Origin of the sequence: Streptomyces formicae, assembly GCF_002556545.1 — a bacterium.
Classification (GTDB): Bacteria; Actinomycetota; Actinomycetes; order Streptomycetales; family Streptomycetaceae; genus Streptomyces; species Streptomyces formicae_A.
On record NZ_CP022685.1, the window covers coordinates 6,557,230 to 6,582,355 of the forward strand.

Annotated in this window: 21 protein-coding genes; 13 read left to right on the forward strand and 8 right to left on the reverse strand. The window is 70.9% G+C overall.

Features of this window, described 5'->3' with window-relative positions:
• Nucleotides 1–55: 55 nt before the first annotated feature.
• The 5 genes from KY5_RS28795 to serA all read left to right on the forward strand — a co-directional run bounded on the left by KY5_RS28795 (nt 56) and on the right by serA (nt 8,715).
• Entirely contained in the window at nt 56–3,040 is a 2,985-nt protein-coding gene (locus KY5_RS28795; protein WP_199843280.1) for a putative bifunctional diguanylate cyclase/phosphodiesterase, read from the forward strand.
• A gap of 234 nt (nt 3,041–3,274) precedes the next feature.
• Entirely contained in the window at nt 3,275–5,122 is a 1,848-nt protein-coding gene (locus tag KY5_RS28800; protein ID WP_199843282.1) for an acetolactate synthase large subunit, read from the forward strand.
• Between the two features lie 29 nt (nt 5,123–5,151).
• Complete coding sequence (gene ilvN / locus KY5_RS28805; RefSeq protein WP_098244955.1) at nt 5,152–5,679, forward strand: acetolactate synthase small subunit; 528 nt, start codon at nt 5,152–5,154, stop codon at nt 5,677–5,679.
• A 114-nt stretch (nt 5,680–5,793) separates the two neighbouring features.
• On the forward strand, nt 5,794–6,792 hold the full coding sequence (gene ilvC / locus KY5_RS28810; protein WP_098244956.1) for a ketol-acid reductoisomerase: 999 nt from the start codon (nt 5,794–5,796) through the stop codon (nt 6,790–6,792).
• A gap of 318 nt (nt 6,793–7,110) precedes the next feature.
• Nucleotides 7,111–8,715, forward strand: a complete 1,605-nt coding sequence (gene serA, locus KY5_RS28815) for a phosphoglycerate dehydrogenase (protein WP_098244957.1) — start codon at nt 7,111–7,113, stop codon at nt 8,713–8,715.
• A 149-nt stretch (nt 8,716–8,864) separates the two neighbouring features.
• Here the strand turns inward: serA and KY5_RS28820 are convergent, their stop codons facing one another.
• Complete coding sequence (locus KY5_RS28820) at nt 8,865–10,409, reverse strand: MFS transporter (protein WP_098244958.1); 1,545 nt, start codon at nt 10,407–10,409, stop codon at nt 8,865–8,867.
• Between the two features lie 109 nt (nt 10,410–10,518).
• Here KY5_RS28820 and KY5_RS28825 point away from each other — a divergent pair, with 109 nt between their 5' ends.
• Nucleotides 10,519–11,106, forward strand: a complete 588-nt coding sequence (locus tag KY5_RS28825; protein ID WP_098244959.1) for a TetR/AcrR family transcriptional regulator — start codon at nt 10,519–10,521, stop codon at nt 11,104–11,106.
• 225 nt (nt 11,107–11,331) lie between these two features.
• Here KY5_RS28825 and KY5_RS28830 read toward each other — a convergent pair whose 3' ends face one another.
• A complete protein-coding gene (locus tag KY5_RS28830) occupies nt 11,332–11,685 on the reverse strand; it encodes a hypothetical protein (protein ID WP_098244960.1) in 354 nt (117 codons plus the stop codon).
• Nucleotides 11,686–11,780: 95 nt separating this feature from the next.
• Nucleotides 11,781–12,986 (reverse strand): PucR family transcriptional regulator, encoded by a 1,206-nt coding sequence (locus KY5_RS28835; protein ID WP_098244961.1) that lies wholly within the window; start codon nt 12,984–12,986, stop codon nt 11,781–11,783.
• A 162-nt stretch (nt 12,987–13,148) separates the two neighbouring features.
• On the opposite strand from KY5_RS28835, the gene KY5_RS28840 reads away from it, so the two are divergent.
• Nucleotides 13,149–14,075, forward strand: a complete 927-nt coding sequence (locus tag KY5_RS28840; RefSeq protein WP_098244962.1) for a proline dehydrogenase family protein — start codon at nt 13,149–13,151, stop codon at nt 14,073–14,075.
• 48 nt (nt 14,076–14,123) lie between these two features.
• On the forward strand, nt 14,124–15,755 hold the full coding sequence (gene pruA / locus KY5_RS28845) for an L-glutamate gamma-semialdehyde dehydrogenase (RefSeq protein WP_098244963.1): 1,632 nt from the start codon (nt 14,124–14,126) through the stop codon (nt 15,753–15,755).
• An 87-nt stretch (nt 15,756–15,842) separates the two neighbouring features.
• Here the strand turns inward: pruA and bla are convergent, their stop codons facing one another.
• Together bla and KY5_RS28855 are read right to left on the reverse strand one after the other, a co-directional pair.
• Nucleotides 15,843–16,751 carry a class A beta-lactamase gene (gene bla / locus KY5_RS28850; protein ID WP_098244964.1) on the reverse strand — a complete coding sequence of 303 codons (909 nt, stop codon included), beginning with the start codon at nt 16,749–16,751 and terminating at the stop codon, nt 15,843–15,845.
• A gap of 83 nt (nt 16,752–16,834) precedes the next feature.
• Nucleotides 16,835–17,209 carry a MerR family transcriptional regulator gene (locus KY5_RS28855; RefSeq protein ID WP_098244965.1) on the reverse strand — a complete coding sequence of 125 codons (375 nt, stop codon included), beginning with the start codon at nt 17,207–17,209 and terminating at the stop codon, nt 16,835–16,837.
• Nucleotides 17,210–17,286: 77 nt separating this feature from the next.
• Between KY5_RS28855 and KY5_RS28860 the strand changes: the two genes are divergently transcribed.
• Nucleotides 17,287–18,408 (forward strand): alkene reductase, encoded by a 1,122-nt coding sequence (locus KY5_RS28860; protein ID WP_098244966.1) that lies wholly within the window; start codon nt 17,287–17,289, stop codon nt 18,406–18,408.
• Here KY5_RS28860 and KY5_RS28865 read toward each other — a convergent pair.
• The gene (locus KY5_RS28865; RefSeq protein WP_199843284.1) at nt 18,387–19,094 is read right to left on the reverse strand and encodes a nitroreductase family protein; all 708 of its coding nucleotides are present in this window, start codon (nt 19,092–19,094) and stop codon (nt 18,387–18,389) included. The two genes, KY5_RS28860 and KY5_RS28865, sit on opposite strands and share 22 nt — an antisense overlap.
• Before the next feature lie 166 nt (nt 19,095–19,260).
• Between KY5_RS28865 and KY5_RS28870 the strand changes: the two genes are divergently transcribed.
• The gene (locus tag KY5_RS28870; RefSeq protein ID WP_098244968.1) at nt 19,261–19,812 is read left to right on the forward strand and encodes a GNAT family N-acetyltransferase; all 552 of its coding nucleotides are present in this window, start codon (nt 19,261–19,263) and stop codon (nt 19,810–19,812) included.
• A gap of 19 nt (nt 19,813–19,831) precedes the next feature.
• On the opposite strand, the gene KY5_RS28875 is transcribed toward KY5_RS28870, so the two are convergent.
• Nucleotides 19,832–20,830 (reverse strand): MDR family NADP-dependent oxidoreductase, encoded by a 999-nt coding sequence (locus KY5_RS28875; RefSeq protein ID WP_098244969.1) that lies wholly within the window; start codon nt 20,828–20,830, stop codon nt 19,832–19,834.
• Between the two features lie 101 nt (nt 20,831–20,931).
• Between KY5_RS28875 and KY5_RS28880 the strand changes: the two genes are divergently transcribed.
• Together KY5_RS28880 and KY5_RS42980 are read left to right on the forward strand one after the other, a co-directional pair.
• Nucleotides 20,932–21,888, forward strand: coding sequence for a LysR family transcriptional regulator (locus KY5_RS28880; protein ID WP_098244970.1), 957 nt, complete (start codon nt 20,932–20,934; stop codon nt 21,886–21,888).
• A 172-nt stretch (nt 21,889–22,060) separates the two neighbouring features.
• Nucleotides 22,061–22,189, forward strand: a complete 129-nt coding sequence (locus KY5_RS42980; RefSeq protein ID WP_098244971.1) for a hypothetical protein — start codon at nt 22,061–22,063, stop codon at nt 22,187–22,189.
• A gap of 13 nt (nt 22,190–22,202) precedes the next feature.
• Here KY5_RS42980 and KY5_RS28890 read toward each other — a convergent pair whose 3' ends face one another.
• On the reverse strand, nt 22,203–23,801 hold the full coding sequence (locus KY5_RS28890; RefSeq protein WP_098244972.1) for a purple acid phosphatase family protein: 1,599 nt from the start codon (nt 23,799–23,801) through the stop codon (nt 22,203–22,205).
• 151 nt (nt 23,802–23,952) lie between these two features.
• On the opposite strand from KY5_RS28890, the gene KY5_RS28895 reads away from it, so the two are divergent.
• Entirely contained in the window at nt 23,953–25,002 is a 1,050-nt protein-coding gene (locus tag KY5_RS28895) for a 3-isopropylmalate dehydrogenase (protein ID WP_098244973.1), read from the forward strand.
• The last annotated feature ends 124 nt before the right edge of the window (nt 25,003–25,126 follow it).

Genomic DNA, 25,126 nt, shown 5'->3' on the forward strand with positions numbered 1-25,126 from the left:
ACGCCTGTCTCGGGGGCCGGACGGACACGGGGGCGGCGCGGACCAGGGCGGCCCGGTGAATGCCCGCCCGTCCGGCGCCACCGTCCTCGACGGGGGCCTGGCGGCACCACTGCCTCCCAGGACCCCACTGACCCGCCACCCCCTGCCGGGCGGCCGCGGTCTCGTCTCCCAGCTGGTCCTGCTGATCATCTGCGGCGGGTACGCGACCGGCTCGGCGATCGGCTGGGGCTCCGGTCGACTCGCCCTGTTCATGGGCGACTTCGGGCTGAGCATCGCGGCATCGATCGCCGCGATCTCCTGCTTCCGCTACTCCCGCACCCGGCGCAGCCGGTTTCGACCCGCATGGCTGCTCTTCGCGCTCTCCTCCGCGATGGCAGCCCTCGGTAACGGGGTGTGGGGCTGGTACGAGGTCGTCCTCGAAGAGCCCGTGCCGAGCCCGGGGCTCGCCGACCTCTTCTTCCTGTGCTTCGCCCCGCCCGCGATCATCGGTCTCCTCGTGCTAGCCAAGCGGCCGGTGACGAAGGCGGGTTGGGTCTGCCTCGCCCTCGACTCCTGGCTGATCGGGGGCTCGCTCCTCACGCTCTCCTGGAGCCTGGCGCTCGCGCACACCGCGCGGTTCGAGGGCCAGAGCGTCGCGCACGCCGCGCTCTCGCTCGCCTACCCGCTCCTCGACATCGCGCTGGTCAGCATGGTCCTCGCGCTGCACTTCAGGCGCTCGTCCGCCAACCGCACCGCGGTGAACACCGCGATCGGCGCGCTGGCCCTGACCGTCATGTGCGACGCGCTCTTCACCTCGCCGCTGCTGCACGCCAGTTACCGCTCGGGGCAGATGCTGGACGCGGGCTGGTTCGCCGGTTCGCTGCTCCTCGCGTACGCGCCGTGGGCGGCCCCCTGGCACGCGCAAGGGGACATCGGTCGCGGGCACGCGCACGTGACGTACGACAGCGGCCCCGAGGAGCCGCGGGGCCTCGCCGCCGCGACCCGGCCGATCGCCGGTTCGCTCGCCGCCCTCACGCCCTATCTGGCCGCCGCCGTCTGCACGTTGGGGATCCTCTACAACATCCTCAGCGGGCGCAGCGTCGACCACGTCGTGCTCTTCACCGCGGGCACCGTGGTGCTCGCCCTCGTGGTGCGCCAGGGCATCATGCTCCTGGACAACATCACCCTCACCCAGGAACTGGCCCAGAAGGAGAACCACTTCCGCTCCCTGGTGCAGGGCTCCAGCGACGTCATCATGATCGCCGCGCCGAACGGCATCCTGCGGTACGTGAGCCCGGCCGCCGCCGGGGTCTACGGACGCGACGCCGAAGAGCTCGTCGGATCCGAACTCGCCTCGCTCATGCACCCCGAGGACCTCGGCAGGGTCGTCCACGAGGTCCGCAGATTCCTCGCGGCCAACCCCGTGGAGGAGCCCACCACCCGCATCGAGTGCCGCTTCAGGTCCGGCGACGGCGACTGGCTGAACGTCGAGTCCACGGTCAACCGCCACCAGGGCGGCCTCATCTTCAACAGCAGGGACGTCACCGAACGGGTCAGGCTCCAGGCGCAGTTGCAGCACAACGCCGAGCACGACCCGCTCACCGACCTGCCCAACCGCGCCCTGTTCACCCGGCGCGTCAGCCAGGCGCTGACCGGCCGCAGAGTCACCGACCGCGGCACGGCCGTGCTCTTCATCGACCTCGACGGCTTCAAGGCGGTCAACGACACCATCGGCCACCAGGCCGGGGACGAGCTCCTCATCCAGGCGGCGCGCAGACTTCAGGAGGCGGTGCGTTCGGGCGACACCGCCTCCCGGCTCGGCGGCGATGAGTTCGCGGCCCTCATCGTCGGCGACGGCACCAGAGACCAGGCCGCGAGAGAACAACACATCTTCGAACTCGCCGACCGGCTGAGAATCACCCTGTCCCAGCCCTACGCCATCGACGGCAACGACGTGCGCGTGGCGGCCTCCATCGGCGTGTCCTTCGCCGAACCGGGCATCGGCGCGGGGGAGTTGCTGCGCAACGCCGACCTCGCGATGTACCGCGCCAAGGCCGCGGGCAAGGGCCGCGTCGAGCTGTACGCGCCCCAGATGCAGGCCGACGTCGTACGCAAGGCGCAGCTCGCGACCCGGCTGCGCGCCGCCCTGCACGACGGCGAGTTCGCGCTGCTCCACCAGCCCGTGGTCTCCCTGGAGAGCGGCCGGATCACGGCGGTCGCCGCGCAGGCCCGCTGGCGCTCGGCGCAGGGCATCCTCTTCACGCCCGGCGAGTTCCTGCGCGTCAGCGAGAACGGCGAGGGGCGCGAGGGCGACCGCACGGCCGAGCTGGGCCGCTGGATGCTGGAGGAGGCCGTCGAACAGGCCGCGGAGCGTGGCCGCACCGGCCACGCGGTGCCCGTGGTCGTACGGATGAGCGCGCGTCGTCTCCTGGACCGCTCCATGCCGCTCGGCTCCATCGAGGCGCTGCTCACCCGGCACGGTCTGCCGTCGGGCGCGTTGATCATCGAGCTGGCCGACAGCGACCCGCGGGTGCCGCTCGACGACCTGGAGCGCCGTCTGACGGCCCTGCGCAGGCTCGGCGTGCGCATCGCGCTCGACGGGTTCGGCAGTGGCTACGCGGCCATCACGGCGCTGCGCCGGCTCCCCGTCGACGTACTGAAGCTGGACCGCGGCCTGATCGAGGGCGTCGTCGAGTCCGCCCGGCTCTACAAGATCACCTCGGGGCTCCTGCGCATCGCGGGCGACCTCGGGCTGCTCTCCGTGGCCGACGGCGTCGACCTGCCCGAACAGGTGGTCGCGCTGCGCGCGATGGGCTGCACGCACGGGCAGGGCATGGCGTTCTCCGGACCCGTCGACGAGTACCGGCTGCGCCGGGCCCTGTCGACGGGCGAGTACCGGGTGCCGCGCTGCCCGGCCGAGCCGGTGTTCGCGGGCGGGCCCGCCGCGTCGTACGCGGGCGGGGCCTCGGGACCGTTCGTGGGCGGCTCTTCGGGGACGCTCACGGCGGACGCCCCGACCTACGTCCGCTCACATAATGAGACCCCCGTCCCACCTACTTGACAGGCACTGCGTGCCGGAGGGAGGGTCAATGCCATGCGCACCCGAATTCTCGTACTTGGAAAGCGCGTCGGCTGAAGCTGGGACTGACCGGTCCGAACACCGGAATCCCTGCGACCGCACCCGGCGCGCTCCCCTCGCTTGCCTCACGGCACGAGGGGTTTTTTGTTGCACTGGCACCTGCCAAACCCCCGCAAACACCCCGCAAAAACCCTCAGCTTCGAGAAGAGAATGCCGATGACCGAGCAGGCCACCGGGGCCCACCATCCGCAGCCGCGGCCCCGAACCTCAGGACAGCCGTCCGCCCCCGTCGAGCACGTGACGGGTGCGCAGTCCCTCATTCGTTCTCTCGAGGAAGTCGGGGCCGACACGGTGTTCGGCATTCCCGGCGGCGCCATCCTTCCCGCGTACGACCCGATGATGGACTCCACCCGGGTGCGGCACGTCCTGGTCAGGCACGAGCAGGGCGCGGGCCACGCGGCCACCGGATACGCGCAGGCCACCGGCAGGGTCGGCGTCTGCATGGCGACGAGCGGTCCCGGCGCCACCAACCTGGTCACGCCGATCGCCGACGCCCACATGGACTCCGTCCCGATGGTCGCCATCACCGGTCAGGTGGCCTCCAAGGCGATCGGCACCGACGCCTTCCAGGAGGCGGACATCGTCGGCATCACGATGCCGATCACCAAGCACAACTTCCTGGTCACCAAGGCCGAGGACATCCCGCGGACCATCGCGGAGGCGTTCCACATCGCCTCCACGGGCCGTCCGGGGCCCGTCCTGGTCGACATCGCCAAGGACGCCCTCCAGGCGCGGACCACCTTCACCTGGCCGCCCACCCAGGACCTGCCCGGCTACCGCCCGGTGACCAAGCCGCACGCCAAGCAGATCCGCGAGGCCGCCAAGCTGATCACCGCCGCCAAGCGGCCGGTGCTCTACGTCGGCGGCGGCGTCATCAAGGCCGGGGCCACCGCGGAGCTGAGGGTCCTCGCCGAACTCACCGGAGCGCCCGTCACCACCACACTGATGGCGCTCGGCGCATTCCCCGACAGTCACGAGCTGCACGTGGGAATGCCGGGCATGCACGGTGCGGTCACCGCCGTCACCGCGCTGCAGAAGGCCGACCTGATCGTCGCCCTCGGAGCCCGCTTCGACGACCGCGTCACCGGCAAGCTGGACAGCTTCGCCCCGTTCGCGAAGATCGTCCACGCCGACATCGACCCTGCGGAGATCGGCAAGAACCGCGCCGCCGACGTGCCGATCGTGGGCGACGCGCGCGAGGTCATCGCCGACCTGGTCCAGGCCGTCCAGGCCGAGCACACCGAGGGCCACACCGGCGACTACACCGCCTGGTGGAGCGACCTCAACCGCTGGCGCGACACCTACCCCCTCGGCTACACCCAGCCCGAGGACGGCTCGCTCTCGCCGCAGCAGGTCATCGAGCGCGTCGGTCAACTGGCCCCCGAGGGCACGATCTTCGCGGCGGGCGTCGGCCAGCACCAGATGTGGGCCGCGCACTTCATCCAGTACGAGAAGCCCGCGACCTGGCTCAACTCCGGCGGCGCGGGGACGATGGGCTACGCGGTCCCGGCCGCGATGGGCGCCAAGGCCGGACAGCCCGACCGCACGGTCTGGGCGATCGACGGCGACGGCTGCTTCCAGATGACCAATCAGGAACTGACCACCTGCGCCCTGAACAACATCCCGATCAAGGTCGCCATCATCAACAACGGCGCCCTCGGGATGGTCCGCCAGTGGCAGACGCTCTTCTACAACCAGCGTTACTCCAACACCGTCCTGCACAGCGGTCCCGACGACATCGGCCCCAACAAGGGCACGCGCGTCCCCGACTTCGTGAAGCTGTCCGAGGCGATGGGCTGTGTGGCGCTGCGCTGCGAGCGGCCCGAGGACCTGGACAAGGTCATCGCCGAGGCGAACGCCATCAACGACCGGCCCGTCGTGGTCGACTTCATCGTCCACGAGGACGCCCAGGTCTGGCCGATGGTCGCGGCGGGCACCTCGAACGACGAGGTCATGGCGGCCCGGGGCGTCCGTCCCGACTTCGGCGACAACGAAGACGACTGAGACCGAGAGCGAAAGAGAGACCTTCAGTCATGTCCACCAAGCACACGCTCTCCGTCCTGGTCGAGAACAAGCCCGGTGTCCTCGCCCGGATCACCGCCCTGTTCTCCCGCCGCGGCTTCAACATCGACTCACTGGCTGTGGGCGTCACCGAGCACCCCGACATCTCCCGCATCACCATCGTCGTGAACGTCGAGGACCTGCCGCTCGAACAGGTCACCAAACAGCTCAACAAGCTGGTCAACGTCCTGAAGATCGTCGAACTCGAGCCGGGCGGGGCGGTGGCGCGCGAACTGGTGCTCGCCAAGGTCCGCGCCGACAACGAGACCCGCTCGCAGATCGTCGAGATCGTCCAGCTGTTCCGCGCCAAGACCGTGGACGTCTCCCCGGAGGCCGTCACCATCGAGGCCACCGGCAGCAGCGACAAGCTGGAGGCCATGCTCAAGATGCTGGAGCCCTTCGGCATCAAGGAGCTGGTCCAGTCCGGCACCATCGCGATCGGCCGGGGCTCCCGCTCCATCACCGACCGCAGCCTGCGGGCGCTCGACCGCAGCGCCTGAGCCGGCGCGGCCTGAACCCGCACCGGGTCCGCCCGTATGGCGAGACCCGCGAACTTCCCTCACCGAACCCGCCGTACGGTGGGACGCAACACCAGCACACATAGGAGATTCCCAGTGGCCGAGCTGTTCTACGACGACGACGCAGACCTGTCCATCATCCAGGGCCGCAAGGTCGCGGTCATCGGCTACGGCAGCCAGGGCCACGCCCACGCGCTGTCGCTGCGCGACTCGGGTGTCGACGTCCGCGTCGGTCTGCACGAGGGCTCCAAGTCCAAGGCCAAGGCCGAGGAGCAGGGCCTGCGCGTCGTCACGCCCGCCGAGGCGGCGGCCGAGGCCGACGTCATCATGATCCTGGTGCCGGACCCGATCCAGGCCCAGGTCTACGAGGAGTCCATCAAGGACAACCTCAAGGACGGCGACGCGCTGTTCTTCGGCCACGGCCTGAACATCCGCTTCGGCTTCATCAAGGCCCCCGAGGGCGTCGACGTCTGCATGGTCGCCCCGAAGGGCCCCGGCCACCTGGTCCGTCGCCAGTACGAGGAGGGCCGCGGCGTTCCGTGCATCGCGGCCGTCGAGCAGGACGCCACGGGCAAGGGCTTCCCGCTGGCGCTCTCGTACGCCAAGGGCATTGGCGGCACGCGTGCGGGCGTCATCAAGACGACCTTCACCGAGGAGACCGAGACCGACCTCTTCGGCGAGCAGGCCGTCCTCTGCGGCGGTACGGCCGCGCTGGTCAAGGCGGGCTTCGAGACCCTGACCGAGGCCGGTTACCAGCCGGAGATCGCGTACTTCGAGTGCCTCCACGAGCTGAAGCTGATCGTGGACCTCATGTACGAGGGCGGCCTGGAGAAGATGCGCTGGTCCGTCTCGGAGACGGCGGAGTGGGGCGACTACGTCACCGGCCCGCGGATCATCACGGACGCCACCAAGGCCGAGATGAAGAAGGTCCTCGCGGAGATCCAGGACGGCACGTTCGCCCAGCAGTGGATGGACGAGTACCACGGTGGTCTGAAGAAGTACAACGAGTACAAGACCCAGGACGAGAACCACCTCCTGGAGACCACGGGCAAGGAGCTGCGCAAGCTCATGTCTTGGGTCAACGACGAGGAGTGATGGTGCTCGGGTCCGGGGCCGATGCCTCGGGGCTCCGCCCCGGACCCCGCTCCTCAAACGCCGGAGGGGCTGATTCCTACCAGCCGGAGGGGCTGATTCCTACCACCGGTAGGGACCGGCTTTCTCGCTTGTCCACCGTGTCCATTCACGGACGGGTGATCCTTCCGCGGAGGCGCAAGATGACCTCCGTCGCGCCACTACACTGCTGTTCAACATTCGCGTCGGGCCCACAGCGTCGTGCGTCTTCCACGCGGCTAGCACCCTCCACCGCCTGCGGCCGTCGGGACGGCCGTCCGCAATGGACTTGTGAGGACTCACGTGAGCACTGCTGCCACCGGCAAACCCGTCGTACTCATCGCTGAAGAGCTGTCGCCCGCCACCGTCGACGCCCTGGGCCCGGACTTCGAGATCCGCCAGTGCAACGGAGCGGACCGCGCCGAGCTGCTCCCCGCGATCGCCGACGTCGACGCGATCCTGGTCCGCTCCGCGACCAAGGTCGACGCCGAGGCCATCGCCGCCGCCAAGAAGCTGAAGGTCGTCGCCCGCGCGGGCGTGGGCCTGGACAACGTCGACGTGTCCGCCGCCACCAAGGCCGGCGTGATGGTCGTGAACGCCCCGACCTCGAACATCGTCACGGCCGCCGAGCTCGCCTGCGGCCTGCTCCTGGCCACCGCGCGCAACATCCCCCAGGCCAACACCGCCCTGAAGAACGCGGAGTGGAAGCGCTCCAAGTACACGGGCGTCGAGCTCGCCGAGAAGACCCTCGGCGTCGTCGGCCTCGGCCGCATCGGTGCCCTGGTCGCGCAGCGCATGAGCGCCTTCGGCATGAAGGTCGTCGCCTACGACCCGTACGTGCAGCCCGCGCGCGCCGCGCAGATGGGCGTGAAGGTCCTCTCGCTCGACGAGCTGCTCGAGGTCTCCGACTTCATCACCGTGCACCTGCCCAAGACCCCCGAGACGCTCGGCCTCATCGGCGACGAGGCGCTGCACAAGGTCAAGCCGACCGTCCGCATCGTGAACGCCGCGCGCGGCGGGATCGTCGACGAGGAGGCGCTGCACTCCGCCCTCAAGGAGGGCCGCGTCGCCGGTGCCGGTCTCGACGTGTACGCGAAGGAGCCCTGCACGGACTCCCCGCTCTTCCAGTTCGACCAGGTCGTCTGCACCCCGCACCTCGGTGCCTCCACGGACGAGGCGCAGGAGAAGGCGGGCATCGCGGTCGCCAAGTCGGTGCGCCTCGCGCTCGCCGGTGAGCTCGTGCCCGACGCGGTGAACGTGCAGGGCGGTGTCATCGCCGAGGACGTGCGCCCCGGTCTGCCGCTCGCCGAGAAGCTCGGCCGGATCTTCACCGCGCTCGCGGGCGAGGTCGCGGCCCGGCTCGACGTCGAGGTGTACGGCGAGATCACCCAGCACGACGTGAAGGTGCTCGAACTGTCCGCGCTGAAGGGCGTGTTCGAGGACGTCGTCGACGAGACCGTGTCGTATGTGAACGCGCCGCTGTTCGCGCAGGAGCGTGGCGTCGAGGTCCGCCTGACCACCAGCTCGGAGTCGCCCGACCACCGCAACGTGGTCACCGTGCGCGGCACGCTCTCGGGCGGCGAGGAGATCGCCGTCTCCGGCACGCTGGCCGGTCCCAAGCACCTCCGGAAGATCGTCGCCATCGGCGAGTACGACGTGGACCTGGCGCTCGCCGACCACATGGTCGTCCTGCGGTACGCGGACCGTCCCGGCGTCGTCGGCACGGTGGGCCGGGTCCTCGGCGAGGCGGGCATCAACATCGCGGGCATGCAGGTCGCTCGTGCTGACGTGGGCGGGGAGGCGCTGGCCGTTCTCACCGTGGACGACACCGTGCCGCAGGCTGTGCTCAATGAGTTGGCTGCGGAGATCGGGGCGGAGTCCGCGCGGGCAGTTGATCTGACGGACTAGGTTGCTGGTCGGCGAGTTCGGCTGATGTAGATCACCGGCTTCGCCGAGTTCGTCCTCAAACGCCGGACGGGCTGGAAATATCGAGCGCCGGTCGGGCCGGAAATATCGAGCGCCGGACGGGCTGGAAATATCCAGCCCGTCCGGCGTTTTCAGATGAGTGTCTTCTGTGGATCCGGTTCCGGCGCGGGCTCCTGCACCGGTGCTTGTACCTGCACCCTCCGCAGCGTCACCGCCGCCAGGACCGCCGCCGCCAGCAGGATCCCCGTGCCGGTCAGTGCCGCGACGTGCAGGCCGTCGGTGAACGCGGTGCGGGCCGCGGTCAGGAGGTCGTCCGCCGCCGCGGACGGCAGGTGGTGGGCCACCGCCACCGCGCCGCCGAGCGTCTCGCGGGCCTCGGCGGGGGCCGAGTCCGGGATCCTCGCGTGGTAGACCGCGTTGCCGATGGAGCCGAGCAGGGCCATGCCCATCGCGCCGCCGAACTCCTGCCCCGTCTCCAGGAGCGAGGAGGCCGTGCCCGCCTTCTCCACGGGGGCGGCGCCGAGCGCCAGGTCGGTGAGCTGGGAGCCGATGATGACGGCGCCGCAGGCCAGGACGCCCGCACCGGCGAGGGCCAGCCAGAGGGAATCGGTGTCGGTCAGGGTGAGCAGGCCGTAGCCGCAGGCGGAGATGACGAAGCCGGTGGCGACGACGTGGGCGCGGTTCATGCCGCGCTGCACGAGTGCCGTGGCGACGGGACCCGCGAAGCCGATCAGGACCGAGGGGAGCAGCGCCCACAGCGCGGCCTCCATGGCGCTCTTGCCGAGCACGGACTGCAGGTACTGGGTGGTGAAGTAGGCCGAACCCATCATCGCCAGCGAGGAGATGAGGTTCAGCGAGACGGCGGCGCTGAAGGCCCGGCCGTTGCCGCGGAACAGCTCCGGGGAGATCATCGGCGACGCGGCGGTGCGCTGGCGGTGCACGAACAGGGCCCCGAAGGCGAGGCCGACGGCCACGGACGCGAGGTACTGGAGCTTGACGCCCTCGGCGGGCAGCTCCTTGAGGCCCCAGACCAGCGGCAGTACGGCGGCCATCGAGAGCGGCACGCTCAGCAGGTCGAAGCGGCCCGGCGTCGGGTCCTTGAACTCGGGGATCAGGACCGGCGCGAGGACGAGCAGCAGCACCATCGCGGGCAGGTTGACCAGGAAGACCGAGCCCCACCAGAAGTACTCGACGAGGACGCCGCTGAGCACCGAGCCGAGCGCGATGCCCGCGACGAGGACCCCCTGCCACAGGCCGATCGCCTTCGCGCGCTGCCCGGGGTCGCGGAACAGGTTGCGCACGAGGGCCAGCGTGGACGGCATGAGGGTCGCGCCGCCGATGCCGAGCACCGCGCGGGCGGCGATCAGGGTCTCGGCGCTGTCGGCGTACGCGGCGGTGAGCGAGGCGAGACCGAACGCGGTGGCGCCGAAGAGGAGCAGCTTGCGACGGCCGATGCGGTCGCCGAGCGAGCCCATCGTCATCAGGAGTCCGGCGAGCACGAACGCGTAGATGTCGAAGATCCACAGCTGCTGCGTGCCGCTCGGCGCCAGATCGGCGCTGATCTCCGGTATCGCGAAGTAGAGGACGGAGACGTCCATCGAGACCAGGAGCAGCGGGAGCATCAGGACGGCGAGGGCGGTCCATTCCTTGCGGGTGGCGCGCGGGTTCGTCTGCATGACAGGGACTGTACGGGCGTCATAAACGCCTGTCTAGTACGTACGTATAGATCGGTCGTATAAGACGGTGGTCTGGGACGCCTGTATGACCCGGGCGTACTCTGGTCGCATGGGACACCGCGAAGATCTGCTCGAAGGCGCCAAGCGCTGCCTGCTGGACAAGGGGTTCGTCCGCACGACGGCCCGCGAGATCGTGAAGGAGTCGGGGACCAACCTCGCGTCCATCGGCTACCACTACGGGTCGAAGGACGCGCTGCTCGTCGAGGCGTTCCTCGCGCTCATCGAGGAGATGACCGGCACCTTCGGGCAGGTGCCGCCCGGCGGTGGTGCGGGCGAGGTCGGGTCGTTCGAGCGCTTCCAGGAGACCTGGGAGGGCATCATCCGCTCGTTCCCGGAGTCCAGGTCCCTGTGGATGCTCAATCTGGAGGTCGTCACCCAGGGGGACCGGCTCGCCGGGGTCCGTGACCTGCTCGCCAAGGCGCAGGTGGAGGGGCGCAGAGGGCTCGCGTCGGTCTTCACCGGAGTGCCGGAGAGCGCCGTCACCGACGACGTGGTGGAGGCCGAGGGACGCCTGTACTCCGTCCTGCTCAACGGCCTGCTGGTCCAGTGGCTCTTCGACCCCGAGACGGCGACCGGCGCCGGTCAGCTCACCGAGGGAATGCGGCGCGTGATGGAGCGGGCGGCCACGAAGGCATGAGGCCGGAGCGGGATCCGTCGGGTCGATGTTCCTGGCGGGCTCGCGCAGAGGGGCGAAGACCGCGCCGATCTCCCCGTCGAGCAGGGCCTGGGCGGAGGCGTGCGCACCCGGGGCCGACCGAGGTGCGGCTCCGGGTGCGCGGGCGGTCGCGGACGACCGTCTACCGCCTGTGGTGCGGCGTGGAGGTGCGGCCCGCGTTCCGGGCCGACCTCAAGTCAGCGGTCGTTATGACCACTTGAGGCAGGCGGCGGGGATCCAGCCGCGCTTGTTGCTGCTGTACGGGCCGCCGTACAGCCACTTGGTGGAGGTCTTGCCGCACAGCTTGTACTTCTGGCCCGAGTAGAACTTGCCGTCGTTGCAGAGGTAGCCCTTCTTGCCCTTGTTCCACTGGCCGACCGCGGTCGCGCTCAGCTTGGCGTGGGTGCGCACCTTGACCGTCTCCTTGGCGGGGACGTTGGTGATGCCCCGGGAGCAGTCGGGCTTCGCGGCGGCGACGGCGGTGCCGCCCGTGGCGAGGGTGGTGCCGACGAGCGCGACGGCGGAGAAGGCGACCGCGGGGGCCAACAGCCTGAACTTCATGTGGTGTTCGATCTCCCAAGTGGGGGGATGAATGTTCGGACGCGGAGAACCGTATCGCCTCACGATCATGGCTGTAATCGTTCGTTGCGCGGTCCTTACAGTCGTGACGACTTCAGCACCATGTGCAGCAGCAGCCGGTCCTCGCCCTCGTCCAGGTCGAGGCCGGTGAGCTGCTCCACGCGCGAGAGCCGGTAGTACAGCGTCTGGCGGTGGATGCCCAACTCCGCCGCCGTGCGGCCCGCCTGTCCCGCGCAGTCGAGGAACACCTCGGCGGTGCGCGCCAGTTCGCGGTGGGTGGGGCTCAGGAGCTGGGTGCCCACCGGGTCGTGCGCGGCCTCCGGGGGCAGCGCCGTCAGGAGCCGGAAAGGGCCCACGTCCGACCACTGCGCCACCGGGCCGAAGCGCCGCTCGGCGAGCGCGGCGCGCGCCGCGCCCGCCGCCTCCCACCAGGCGGCCCCCAGGTCATCCAGGCCGTACCGGGCCCCGGCGATCCCCGCCGTGGCGCCCGGCGCCGCGTCGAGCAGGCGGGCGGCCGCCGTGTGCGCGGGCGACAGCGAGTCGGCCGTCCGCAGCCGCACCAGGGCCGCGAGGGACTGCGCCGTGGTGCCCCACGGCACCGTGCACACCGCGGCCGCGCCCGGCACCGCGCGGGCCGCGGGTGCGTCGTCCGGGTCCGCCGAGCGCCACGGGGCCACGCACACCACCGCGTGCAGGCCCTCGCCCCGGGAGCCGAGCGCGGTGCGCAGGGCGGCCACCGCCATGTCCCGCTGCCAGCCGCGCTCGGCGGTGAGGACCGCGCGGAACTCGCGGGTCAGGTCGGCGCCCGCCTGCGCCTCGTCGGCGAGCAGCGCGCCGATCCTGCCCGCCACCTCCATGGCGGCGGTCAGCTGCTGCTCGCCGGGTCCCGGGTCGTCGTCGAGCAGCCACACGTAGCCAAGGGCGAAACCCCTGTGGCGTACGGGAAGGCAGATCCTGCCCCGGTAGACCCCGGCCTCCGGGGTGGGCGGGATCCGGACGGGGCCCGTGGCCCGGGTGATGCCGAAGCCCTCGAACCAGGCGCGGACCTCGGCCGTGGAGCGGCGGGTCAGGATCGAGCGGGTCCTGACCGGGTCGAGGACGGTCGCGTCGAACCCGCTGTCGCCGTCGGCTCCGCCGTCGTGCGCGCCGAACGCGATCAGCTCGAAATCGCGGTTCTCCAGGGTCGCCGGGGCGCCGAGCAGCGCCGAGATCTCGTCGACCAGTTCTTGGTAATCGCCTTTCACCCCACCATTCTCACGCAGCCCGCCGGATCCTTCAGACATATGTCTGAGATCCAGGGCACGGATGCGTGACAGCTGTCGATGGCCCAGGATCGGAGGGATCCTTAAATTTCACGGTGGTTCTCCGTGCCGTACCGCCGCATTCCCCCTTTGTAGGGCTATGCCGGTAGGGCACCCGCTTTCGTACACCCGTGGAGGTGCCCCGTGCTGGGTCCCGTGATCCTCGCCGCGTCGCGCAGCGACAAGATGCGCCGTTTCGTTTCGGCGGCCCCGGGCACCAAGCAGGTTGTCGCCCGGTTCATCGCCGGTGAGGGCGTCGACCAGGTCGTGCCGATCATCGTGGACGCCGCCGACAAGGGCCTCGAGGTCACCCTCGACGTGGTCGGCGAGGACATCACCACGGTCGAGCAGTCGCACGCCGCCCGCGACGCCTACCTGGAGCTCATCGAGCGCCTGAAGGACCTCGGCCTCGGCACCAAGGCCGAGATGTCGGTGAAGCTGTCGATGTTCGGGCAGGCCCTCGAGGGCGGCCACGAGCTCGCGCTGAGCAACGTGCGCCCCGTCGTCGAGGCCGCCGCCGCCATCGGCACCACGGTCACCCTGGACGCCGAGGACCACACCACCCTCGACTCGATGTTCGCCATCCACGAGGAGCTGCGGAAGGACTTCCCGCAGACGGGCTGCGTCATCCAGGCCTACCTCTTCCGCACCGAGGACGACGCCCGGCGCCTCGCCGACAACGGCAGCCGCGTGCGCATCGTGAAGGGCGCCTACAAGGAGCCCGCCGAGGTCGCCTTCCAGGACAAGCCCGAGATCGACAAGGCGTACGTCCGGATCCTGCGCATCCTCATGGAGGGTGAGGGGTACCCGATGATCGGGTCCCACGACCCGCGCCTGATCTCCATCGCGCAGGAGCTCGCGCGGCGCGCGGGGCGCAAGCTGGACGAGTACGAATTCCAGATGCTGTACGGCATCCGCAGCGACGAGCACCTGCGGCTCGCCGCCGAGGGCCACCGCATGCGCGTCTACACCGCCTACGGCACCGACTGGTACGGCTACTTCATGCGCCGTCTCGCGGAGAAGCCGGCCAACCTGCTCTTCTTCGCCCGCTCCATCCTCACCAAGGGCTGAGCCGCCCACCCCGTACAAAAGCCCCCGCACAAAGGAGCTCAGGAACTCATGGACGCTGTGACCCAGGTCCCCGCCCCGGTCAACGAGCCGGTCCACGGCTACGCCCCCGGCTCCCCGGAGCGTGCCCGTCTCGAGAGCAAGCTCAAGGAGCTCGCCGAGAACCCGATCGAGCTGCCCATGACCATCGGCGGCGTCAAGCGCCTCGGTGGCGGCGAGCCCTTCCAGGTCGTGCAGCCGCACAACCACAAGGCCGTCATCGGCACCGGCCGCGGCGCCACCAAGCAGGACGCCCAGGACGCGGTGGACGCCGCGCTCGCCGCCGCCCCGGCCTGGCGCGCGATGTCCTTCGACGACCGCGCCGCGATCATCCTGCGCGCCGCCGAGCTGCTCTCCACCACCTGGCGCGAGACGCTGGCCGCCTCCACGATGCTCGGCCAGTCCAAGACCGCCCAGCAGGCCGAGATCGACACCCCGTGCGAGCTCGTCGACTTCTGGCGCTTCAACGTGAAGTACGCCCGTGACCTGCTCGCCGAGCAGCCCCCGGCGAACTCCACCGGCGTCTGGAACCGCCTGGACCACCGCCCGCTCGAGGGCTTCGTCTATGCGATCACGCCGTTCAACTTCACCGCCATCGCGGGCAACCTGCCCACCGCCCCTGCCCTGATGGGCAACGTGGTCGTGTGGAAGCCGTCCCCGACGCAGACCCACGCCGCCGTGCTGCTCATGCAGCTCCTGGAGGAGGCCGGTCTTCCCAAGGGCGTCATCAACCTGGTCACCGGCGACGGCATCGCGGTCTCCGAGGTCGCCCTCACCCACCGCGACCTGGCGGGCATCCACTTCACCGGTTCGACCCCGACCTTCCAGCACCTGTGGAAGACGGTCGGCGAGAACATCGCCAACTACCGCACCTACCCGCGGCTTGTCGGCGAGACCGGCGGCAAGGACTTCGTCGTCGCGCACCCGTCCGCGGACCGCGCGATCCTGAAGACCGCGCTGACCCGTGGCTCCTTCGAGTTCCAGGGCCAGAAGTGCTCCGCGACCTCGCGCGCGTACATCCCGGCCTCCATCTGGAACTCCGGCTTCAAGGAGGAGTTCGCGGCCGAGGTCGACGGCATCACCATGGGTGACGTCACCGACCTGTCGAACTTCATCGGCGCCGTCATCGACGAGCGCGCGTTCGCCAAGAACAAGGCGGCCATCGACCGCGCCAAGGCCGACGACTCCTGCACGATCGTCGCGGGCGGCACCTACGACGACTCGGTGGGCTACTTCGTGCGCCCGACCGTCGTCGAGTGCGCCGACCCGGAGAACGAGGTCTTCAAGACCGAGTACTTCGGCCCGTTCCTCGCCGTGCACGTCTACGAGGACGACAAGTACGACGAGATGCTGACCCAGATGGAGTCGGCCTCGGACTACGCGCTGACGGGTTCGGTCATCTCCGGTGACCGCGCCGCCGCCGCGTACACGATGGAGAAGCTCCGCTACGCCGCGGGCAACTTCTACATCAACGACAAGTCGACCGGCGCCGTCGTCGGCCAGCAGCCCTTCGGCGGCGGTCGCGCCTCCGGCACCAACGACAAGGCCGGTGCCCCGCAGAACCTGCAGCGGTGGACGCTGACCCGCGCCATCAAGGAGACGCTGGTCCCGCCGACCGAGTACGGCTACCCGCACATGGGCTGACGCCCCTCCCGGGCCTTCGCGGCCCGCCCCTGAACCCCGCCTCCGATCTGGGCCCCACCCCGATCGGAGGCGGTGTCTTTTCCGGGGTCAGCCCAGCGCGTCGACGACGATCCGGGTGATGTCCTCGGCGATCCGGTCCTCGCCGGGCGTGTCCGGGTCCAGGCGGGTCGTGTAGACGGAGACGACCAGTGGCGCCCCCTTGGGCGGCCACGCAACGGCGACGTCGTTGACCCCTCCGTAGGCGGGGGACCCCGTCTTGTCGCCGACCCGCCAGCCCTCGGGGAGCCCGGCGCGGATCCGCTGGTCGCCGGTGGTGTTCTCCAGGAGCCAGCGGATCAACTGGTCGCGGTCGAGCGGGTGGAGGGCGTCGCCGATGACGAGCTTGCGCAGGTTCTCCGTCATCGCGGCGGGCGTCGTCGTATCGCGCCGGTCGCCCGGGATGTTGGTGTTGAGATCGGTCTCCCAGCGGTCGAGGCGGGTGCGGGAGTCGCCGATCGAGCGCGCGAACTCGGTGATGCCGGACGGGCCGCCGATGCGGCGCATCAGCAGATTGGCGGCGGCGTTGTCGCTGTAGGTGATCGTCGCGTCGCACAACTCCCGCACCGTCATGCCGGTTTCGAGGTGCATCTCGGTGCGCGGCGAGTGCGTGACGAGGTCGTCGCGCCCGTACCTGATGAGTACGTCGAGCAGCCCTGGCTCCTGCTCGCGGGCGCGGCGCAGTATCGCCGCGCCCGCGAGGACCTTGAACGTCGAGGCGATCGCGAAGCGTTCGTCCGCGCGGTAGCCGACGGTGGCACCGGTGCCGGTGTGCAGCGCGTGCACGCCGATCCGGCCCGGGTAGCCCTTCTCCAGCTCGCGCAGCCGCCGCCGGACGTCGGGGGCGGCCGCCGCCGCGTGCGCGGTGCTGGCGCCCGTGCCCGTGCCGGACAGCGAGAGGAGTACGGGCGCGGCGGCCGCGGCGCCGAGGAGTGTCCTGCGGGAGGAGGTCGATTTCATGATCCCGACCGTACCGGGCGGGTCCGTGGGGACGCCGTGGACAGCGGGACCGCGGCGGCGTCGTGGGCCGCCGGGCGCCGGGGCTACGCCGTGGGCTGCGGGTGCCGGGCCGCCGCCGAGATCACCTGGTTCAGGACCTCCCTGGCCCGCAGCAGGTCCGCCACCTGCCCGTCGATCCGCTCCCGCTCCCTGATCAGCTCGTCCGCGAGCCACGGCGTGGCCTGCTCGGAGGGGCCGCCGTCCTTGTCCCGCATGCACGGCAGGAGTTGGTAGATCTTCGCGCTGCACAGGCCCGCTGCGAACAGCTCCTGGATGTGGACGACCCGGTCGACCGCGGCCTCCGCGTAGTCGCGGTGGCCGCCCGGGGTGCGCTCGGCGTGCAACAGGCCCTGCTTCTCGTAGTAGCGCAGGGACCGCTCGCTCACAGCGGTACGCTTCGCCAGCTCGCCGATCCTCATGTACCGCCCTCTCGTCGCCGTCCCCGTCGGGACACGGACTTGAATCTGACATCAGTGTCAGCTTCTACCGTTCCGGCATGACGAACACCGAGCTTCTCGCCCCCTATTCCGCAGGCCCCCTCGGCCTCCTGCCCAACCGCGTCGTGATGGCCCCGATGACCCGCGCCCGCGCCGCCGACGACGGCACCCCGCTGCCCGTCGTCGCCGACCACTACGCCCAGCGCGCCGGCGCGGGACTCATCGTCACCGAGGGCATCTGGCCCAGCAGCCGGGGCCAGAGCGGCTGGCGCTACCCCGGTCTGGAGACCGCCGCGCACATCGAGGGCTGGCGGCGCGTGACCGACGCCGTGCACGCGGCGGGCGGCCGGATCTACGCCCAGCTGATGCACGGCGGCCGCAACGGCCACCCGCTGGCCCGCATCGACGGCGACCTGCCGCTCGCCCCCTCCGCCGTGACCCCGCCAGGACACGCGCACGGCCCGGACGGCACCAAGCCCGACTACGTCGCCCCGCGCGAGATGACCAGGGACGACATCCGCACGGCCGTCGAGGACTTCGTGGCCGCCGCCCGCAACGCCGTCGACGCGGGGTTCGACGGGGTCGAACTGCACGGCGCCAACAGCTACTTGATCCACCAGTTCCTCGCCGACAACACCAACCTGCGGGACGACGAGTACGGCAAGGGGTCGATCGCCGACCGCATCCGCTTCGCCGTCGAGGTGGTCCGCGCCGTCGCCGACGCCATCGGCGCCGAGCGGCTCGGGCTGCGACTCTCGCCCGGCAACCCGCAGTTCGGCATGGCCGAGGCCGACCCCGGTCCCGTCTACCGCGCGCTGCTCGCCGAGATCGACGGCCTCGGCCTCGCCTACCTCCACCTCACCGACAACGACCGCTATCCCGCCCTCGCCGACCTGCGCCCGCGCTGGCACGGCCTGCTCATCGGCAACGTCGGGGAGAACGGCGACCCGACGACACGGGAGGCGGGCGAGGCCGTCCTCGCGTCCGGCCTCGCCGACCTCGTCTCGTACGGGCGGGCGTTCATCTCCAACCCCGACCTGCCCGCGCGCCTGGCGACGGGCGCGCCGCTCCAGGAGATCGACCACGCCCACCTCTACACGAACGGCGCGCGGGGCTACACCGACTACCCCTTCCTGGAGCGGGAGTTGGTGGCATCCGGTCAGACCTCCACGAGCACCTGATCGAGGGATTTGCGGACGAGGTCGGGGACCTCGCAGTCCGCCGCCGGATAGCCCACGGGGATCACCGCGAACGCCTTCTCGTTCTCCGGCCTGCCGAGCACCTGCGAGAGGAAGCGCATCGGGCTCGGCGTGTGGATCAGCGCGGCGAGGCCCGACAGGTGCAGCGCGGACAGGAGCATCCCCACCGCGATGCCGACCGACTCGTCGACGTAGTAGTGCTTGTGCTTGGTGCCGTCCTCGCCCAGCCAGTAGCGCTGCTGAAAGACGACGATCAGCGCGGGCGCGTCCGTCAGGTGCGGCTTCACCTCGTCCGTGCCGAGCGGACGCAGGGCCGCGAGCCACTCCTCGCCGAGGCGCCCGTCGTAGGAGATCTGCTCCTCGTGCTCGGCGGCCTCGCGGATGCGGCGGCGGATCTCGGGGTCCTGGACGAGGACGAACGTCCACGGCTGCTGGTGCGCGCCGGACGGCGCGGTCGCCGCGCACGCGATGGCGTCCCGCACGACCTGCGCGGGCACCGGGTCGGTGGCGAACTGCCGGACCGTGCGCCGCTCGTCCATCCGCGTCCTCAACTCGGCCGCGTGCGCCAGTGATTCGGCCTCGGGCATGCGCTGCGGGCGGTAGGGCACCGAGCGGTAGGGCGCGCCGTGGATGGGGGTCCACTCCTGCTGCTGTTCAGTCTCAGACATGGGTCCGATTCTGCGGCGGAAGGGGGTGTCCGCGCCATGGTGCAGACCAATTGCGGGACGGCGGTGGCCGGTTCGGCCGACGGGGGTGGCCGGTTCGGCTCCACCCCGCGACGAGGAGTGCCGCGCACACCACGCCCGCCGCGGGGAAATCGGGGTGCGCACTCGGATGAGGGCTGAGTACGGTGGGCGTGTGACCACCCTGCGTACCGCCCACACCAGCGATATGACCCGGGGCGACCTCCTCGCCGCCCGCCGACTGATGGACGCGGCCTTCGAGGGCGACTTCAGCGACCAGGACTGGGAGCACGCGCTCGGCGGCATGCACGCCCTGGTGCGCGACGAGCAGGGGGACCTCGTCGCGCACGGCGCCGTGGTCCAGCGCCGGATCCTGCACAACGGCCGTTCGCTGCGCGTCGGTTACGTCGAAGCGGTCGCCGTCAGGCCCGACCGGCAGCGACAGGGGCTCGGCGGGCAGGTGATGGGCGGGCTGGAGCGGATCATCGACACGGCGCACGACTTGGGGGCGCTCTCCGCGTCCGACGAGGGGCAGCGGCTCTACCTCGGGCGCGGCTGGCAGGAGTGGAAGGGCGCGGTCGGCGTGCTCGGTCCCGACGGCGTCCTCCTCATGCCCGACGAGGAGCCGCCGCTGCTGTGGGGCGCGGACCTCGACCCGGCGCACGAACTGCTCATCGAATGGCGGGACGGGGACGTCTACTAGCCGTACGTACCGGGCCGCACTACGCCGCCGTGCCGCGCACGATCATCTTGCCCCGGTTCTCGCCCCGCAGCATGCCCAGGAACGCGTCGACGATCCGGTCGAAGCCCTCGACCACCGTCTCGTCGAGCCGGACGCGCCCGCTCTGGAGGTGCGGCACCACGAACTCGTACAACTCCTCCTGGAGATGCGGGTAGTCGCGGACGAGGAAGCCCTCCATGCGCAGGCTCTTCTCGACGATGTCGGGCAGATTGCGCAGCGCGTACGGGGTGCTCGTGGCGTTGTACTGCGCGATCGTGCCGATCCGTACGATGCGGCCGCGCTCGCGCAGCGCGGAGATCGCCGCCTCCAGTTGCTCGCCGCCCACGTTGTCGACGTAGAGGTCGATGCCGTCGGGCGCGGCCTCGGCCAGGAGCTCGGCCGCCGGGCCCGCGTGGTGGTCGAAGACCGCGTCGTAGCCGACGTGTCCGGTCAGGTACGCCGCCTTCGCCGCCGAGCCCGCGCTGCCCACGAGCCGTCCCGCGCCCATCAGCCGGGCGAGCCGTCCGGTCGCGGTGCCGACGCCGCCCGCCGCCGCGGAGACGAACAGGTCCTGTCCTTCGCGGAGTTCGGCGATGCGGGTGAGGCCCACATAGGCGGTGAGGCCGGTGCCGCCGAGGATGCTGAGGTAGGCGGAGAGGGGTACGCCGTCGAAGCGGGGGAGGCGGCGCACCTCGTCGGGGGCGACCACGGAGTGCGTGCGCCAGCCCTTCCGGTGGAGGACGATCTCGCCCTCGGCGAGCGCCGGGTCGCGCGACTCGACGACCCGGCCGATGGTCCGGCCCTCCAGCGGGGCGTTCAGCGCGAAGTCGCCGTCCATCATCTCGCGGTGGTACGGATCGACGGACCAGTACAGGTTCTCGACCAGGGCGGTGCCGGGCGCGGGCGCGGGCAGGGCGGACTCCACGAAGGAGAGCTGGTCGGGGGTGGGGAAGCCGTGGGGGCGGGCGATCTGGTGCACGGTGAGCGCGGTCTCGGTCATGTCCGAGAACGTAGGCAGGAATGCGGATCACGGGCAGAGGGTTGCGCTCATGGAACGCCCCGACCCATGAAGACTCCTCATAGACCCAGGTGGGAACCCTGATGACGACAGCCTCCAGCCGTACGGGCCGATCAGGATCCGTGGACCCCGCGCCGGGTGCCGCCAGGCCAGGGGACCTCGCGCCCCACGAGCTCCGCGTCCTCGTCGCGGTGGCGGGCGAGGGCGGGTTCTCCGCCGCCGCGGGGGCGCTCGGCGTCACCCAGTCCGCCGTCTCGCACTCGGTCCGCGGCATCGAGCGCAAGGTCGGCGCCGTGCTCTTCGAGCGGGGGCGCAAGGGGGCCGTGCCGACCGCCGGGGGCGCCGCCGCCGTCGCGCACGCCCGGCGGGTGCTGCGGCTGCTCGACGCGCTGGCCGCCGAGGCGCGCGGGGCCGGAAGCGGCGCCGTGGAGGGGCCGCTGCGGATCGCCGCCTTCCGCAGTGTCGCCCTGCACCTGCTGCCCGCGGCCCTTGAGCGTCTCACCGCGCGCCACCCCGGCCTCGTGCCCGAGGTCCGCGTCGTGCGGGAACTGGGCGCGGGGACGGCGGGCGAGGTCGCCGAGGGGCGCGCCGACCTGGGGATCGCGACGATCGGCGGCACCTCGACGGTCCCGGCGGGGCTCATCAGCGGCGTGCTCGTCGAGGAGCCCTACTCCCTGGTCCACCCGGCGGGGCACCCGGACCCCCGCTCGCTGCCGCTGATCGACTGGCACGAGAACTGCGGTTCGTACACCAGGCAGTGGTGGGCGGGACAGGACTGGATCCCGAAGGCGACCGTCCTGACCGAGGACGACGGCGCGGTGCTCGCGATGGTCGGCGCGGGGCACGGCATGGCGATCATGCCGGGGCTCTCGCTGACCGGAGCACCGGACTCGGTGGAGATCACCGATCTCGGCACGGACCGCCCGATCCGCTCCGTGGGCTATGTCACCACCCCTGAGCTGGCCAGATCCGTCGCGGTGCGGGCCCTCATCCGTGAGCTCAGGGAGCTCGCCGTCTCAGATAGTAGGAAGTCCGAGTAATTGTGGAGACAGACGCTCCGTCCTCGCTTAGCTTGGTAGGAGCCGAACGTCTCGCTCGATCAAGCGAATGGCGGTCGTGAGCCGGAGCCCCACGCAGGCGAACCCTGTCGCTCCCCGCTCCCCGCCCCTCCGGCGTCTCGAATGCACCCTTCCCTCAAGGAGTGGATCTCCCATGGCCGAGACGACCGTCCGTCGAGTCCGTCACACCTCCCGTACGAGCGATGCCGAGCGCAAGAACGCCGCGGCGGCCCTCCAGCGCGCCCTCGACCGCAGGGACAACGGCGGCGAGACCGGCCACTGAGCCGCCTCCCGCGCTAGGTTCCCCGCACCACCTCGAAGTGGTCGACGCGTTCGCCGTTCTCGGCGAGCGCGGAGACCGAGAGCCTCGGGTGCGCGCCGGACGTCACCTCCACCGCGAGGAACGAGAAGCCGGTGTAGCGCACCCGTGACCACTCCACGGTGTCCGGGTCCGCCGCGCGGGACTTCGTCCAGCGGAAGGTCGCGATGCTCTCGCGATCGTGGACGTTGCCCTCGTAGCTGTCCTCGACGCCGGGGCCGAACCCGTAGAGGTCCTTGCCCGCGCCGCCCGCGGTGACGTACACGATGCCGTCGCGCGTCGGATCGGTCGACGCGCCGACCGGCACGGGCTTGCCGACCTCGCCGCCCTTGATGGCGTCGGTGCGTTCGTAGACGTGGTTGTGGCCGTTGATCACCAGGTCCACCTGGTGCTCGGTGAACAGCGGCAGCCACGCGTCGCGCACCCCGCCGTCGGACGCGTGCGTCGACGTCGAGTAGGCGCAGTGGTGGAAGAACACCACGAGGAAGTCCACCGACGCGTCCGCGCGCAGCGCGCGGAGCCGCCGGTCGAGCCAGGCGGTCTGCCGCCCCTCCGAATAGCCCCGGTTGGCGGGGATCTCGTACGAGACGTCGTTGGCGTCGAGGGCGACGACGCCGACGTTGCCGTACCGGAAGGAGTAGACGCCGGGCACGCCCTTCGGATCGAAGCCGTTGCCGGGCAGCGACCAGCGGGCCGACTGGCCCCCGTAGCCGTTCGGCGAGTACCACGCCTCCATGTCGTGGTTGCCGGTCGTCACCATCCACGGCACGGACTTGGCCACGCACTCCGTCTGCGCGAGGAAGGTGTCCCACACGCGCGCGTCATAGGTGTCCGACTCCTTGCCGTGCCCGGTGGTGTCGGCGTAGCAGATGTCGCCCGCGTGCAGGTGGAAGGACGGGTCCTGGCCCAGGATCAGCTGGTCGTTGGCGAGCGCGTGGTAGCTGACGCCCTGGTCGCCGAAGGCCGTGAAGACGAACTTCTCCGCGCGTTCGGGGGCGGTGCGGAAGGTGCCGACCGTGCCGAGCCGCTCGGGCGACGCCGGGTCGAAGCCGTCGTGGCCGACCCCGTAGTAGTACGTCGTGCCGGGGCGCAGCCCGTCGAGGGCCGCGTGCAGGTAGTACTGCTCGACCTTCGGCAGCTTCTTGGAGAGGGCGGGGGTGTGCAGGTCGCGGACCTCCGCGGCGACCTTCTCGCCGAGCTCCCAGGGCTTCGATCCCACGCGTACATAAGGGGACGTGACGGCGAACGGCACCTGCCAGGAGATCCGCATCTGGGTCCTCGGGTCGGCCCCGAACGCCAGGTGCCGGCCGAAGGGTGCCACCAGCGAGCCCGCGACGCGCACCGGGGCGGCGGGCGCGGCCGAGGTGCGATATGCGGAGGGGGCGCCGTCGTGCGGGCCGCCGGTGCCGCCCGCGCTTCCGCCGAGGAGGGCGGCGCCGCCGACCGTGCCCGCCGCGGCGAACGCCCCGGCGAGCACCTTGCGCCGGGAGAACCGCCCGCGCAGATACGCGTGCTGCTCCGGCATGCTCAGCCTGCTCGCGAGCTGTTCCGGTATGCCGACATCGGGGGTGTCCATGTCCGGAGAAGTTCCCAGCGCAGCCCAACTCCCGCCGGACCTACGGGTGAAGAAGGGGTGTCCAAGTGATGGCGTACCCGCCGGGTGACCAGGCGTGTCCGCATGCCGGACGGTGCGTGTCAGCCCCTGGGACGAAGAGTAGGCTGCCCGCATGTCGGCAAGCTCTCGCATTCTCAATCTCGCAGTCATCCCCGGAGACGGCATCGGCCCAGAGGTCGTGGCCCAGGGGCTCAAGGTCCTCAACGCCGTGCTCCCGCAGGATGTGAAGCTGGAGACGAAGGAATTCGACTTCGGCGCGAAGCGGTACCACGCGACCGGTGAGACCCTCACCGACGCCGACGTCGAGGCCCTCAAGCAGCACGACGCGATCCTCCTCGGCGCGATCGGCGACCCCTCGGTCCCGTCCGGCGTCCTGGAGCGCGGCTTCCTGCTGAAGCTCCGCTTCCTCTTCGACCACCACGTCAACCTGCGGCCCTCGAAGCTGCTCCCGGGCGTCTCGACCCCGCTCAAGGGCCAGCCCGAGATCGACTTCATCGTCGTACGCGAAGGCACCGAGGGCCCCTACACGGGCAACGGCGGCTCGATCCGCACCGGGACCCCGCACGAGGTGGCCACCGAGGTCTCCGTGAACACCGCCTACGGGGTCGAGCGCGTGGTCCGCGACGCGTTCGCCCGCGCGCAGGCCCGGCCGCGCAAGAAGCTGACGCTGGTCCACAAGAACAACGTCCTCGCGTACGCCGGGCACCTGTGGACCAACACCTTCGCCAAGGTGGCCGAGGAGTTCCCCGACGTCACCACCGACTACCTGCACGTGGACGCGGCGACCATCTTCCTGGTCACCGACCCCGCGCGGTTCGACGTGATCGTCACCGACAACCTCTTCGGCGACATCATCACCGACCTCGCCGCGGCCGTCTCCGGCGGCATCGGCGTCGCGGCCTCCGGGAACATCAACCCGGGCCGCGACTTCCCCTCGATGTTCGAGCCGGTGCACGGTTCGGCGCCGGACATCGCGGGCCAGGGCAAGGCCGACCCGTCGGCCACCGTCCTCTCCGTCGCCCTCCTGCTGCGCCACCTGGGCTACGAGCCCGAGGCCGCCCGCATCGAGGCCGCCGTCTCCGCCGACCTCGCCGAGCGCGGCGAGACGGTCCGCAGCACCGAGCAGATCGGCGACGCGCTCGCCGTACGAGTAGCGGGCTGACCCGGTAGCTCGTTCATCGCACGAAAGCCGCCGGGTCTTCCGAAGCACCCGGCGGCTTCTCGTATGCGCCCCCGGGTGTCACGATCGACCCCCGGGCCGCATTCATGCCGTTTCTTCCTCGGGG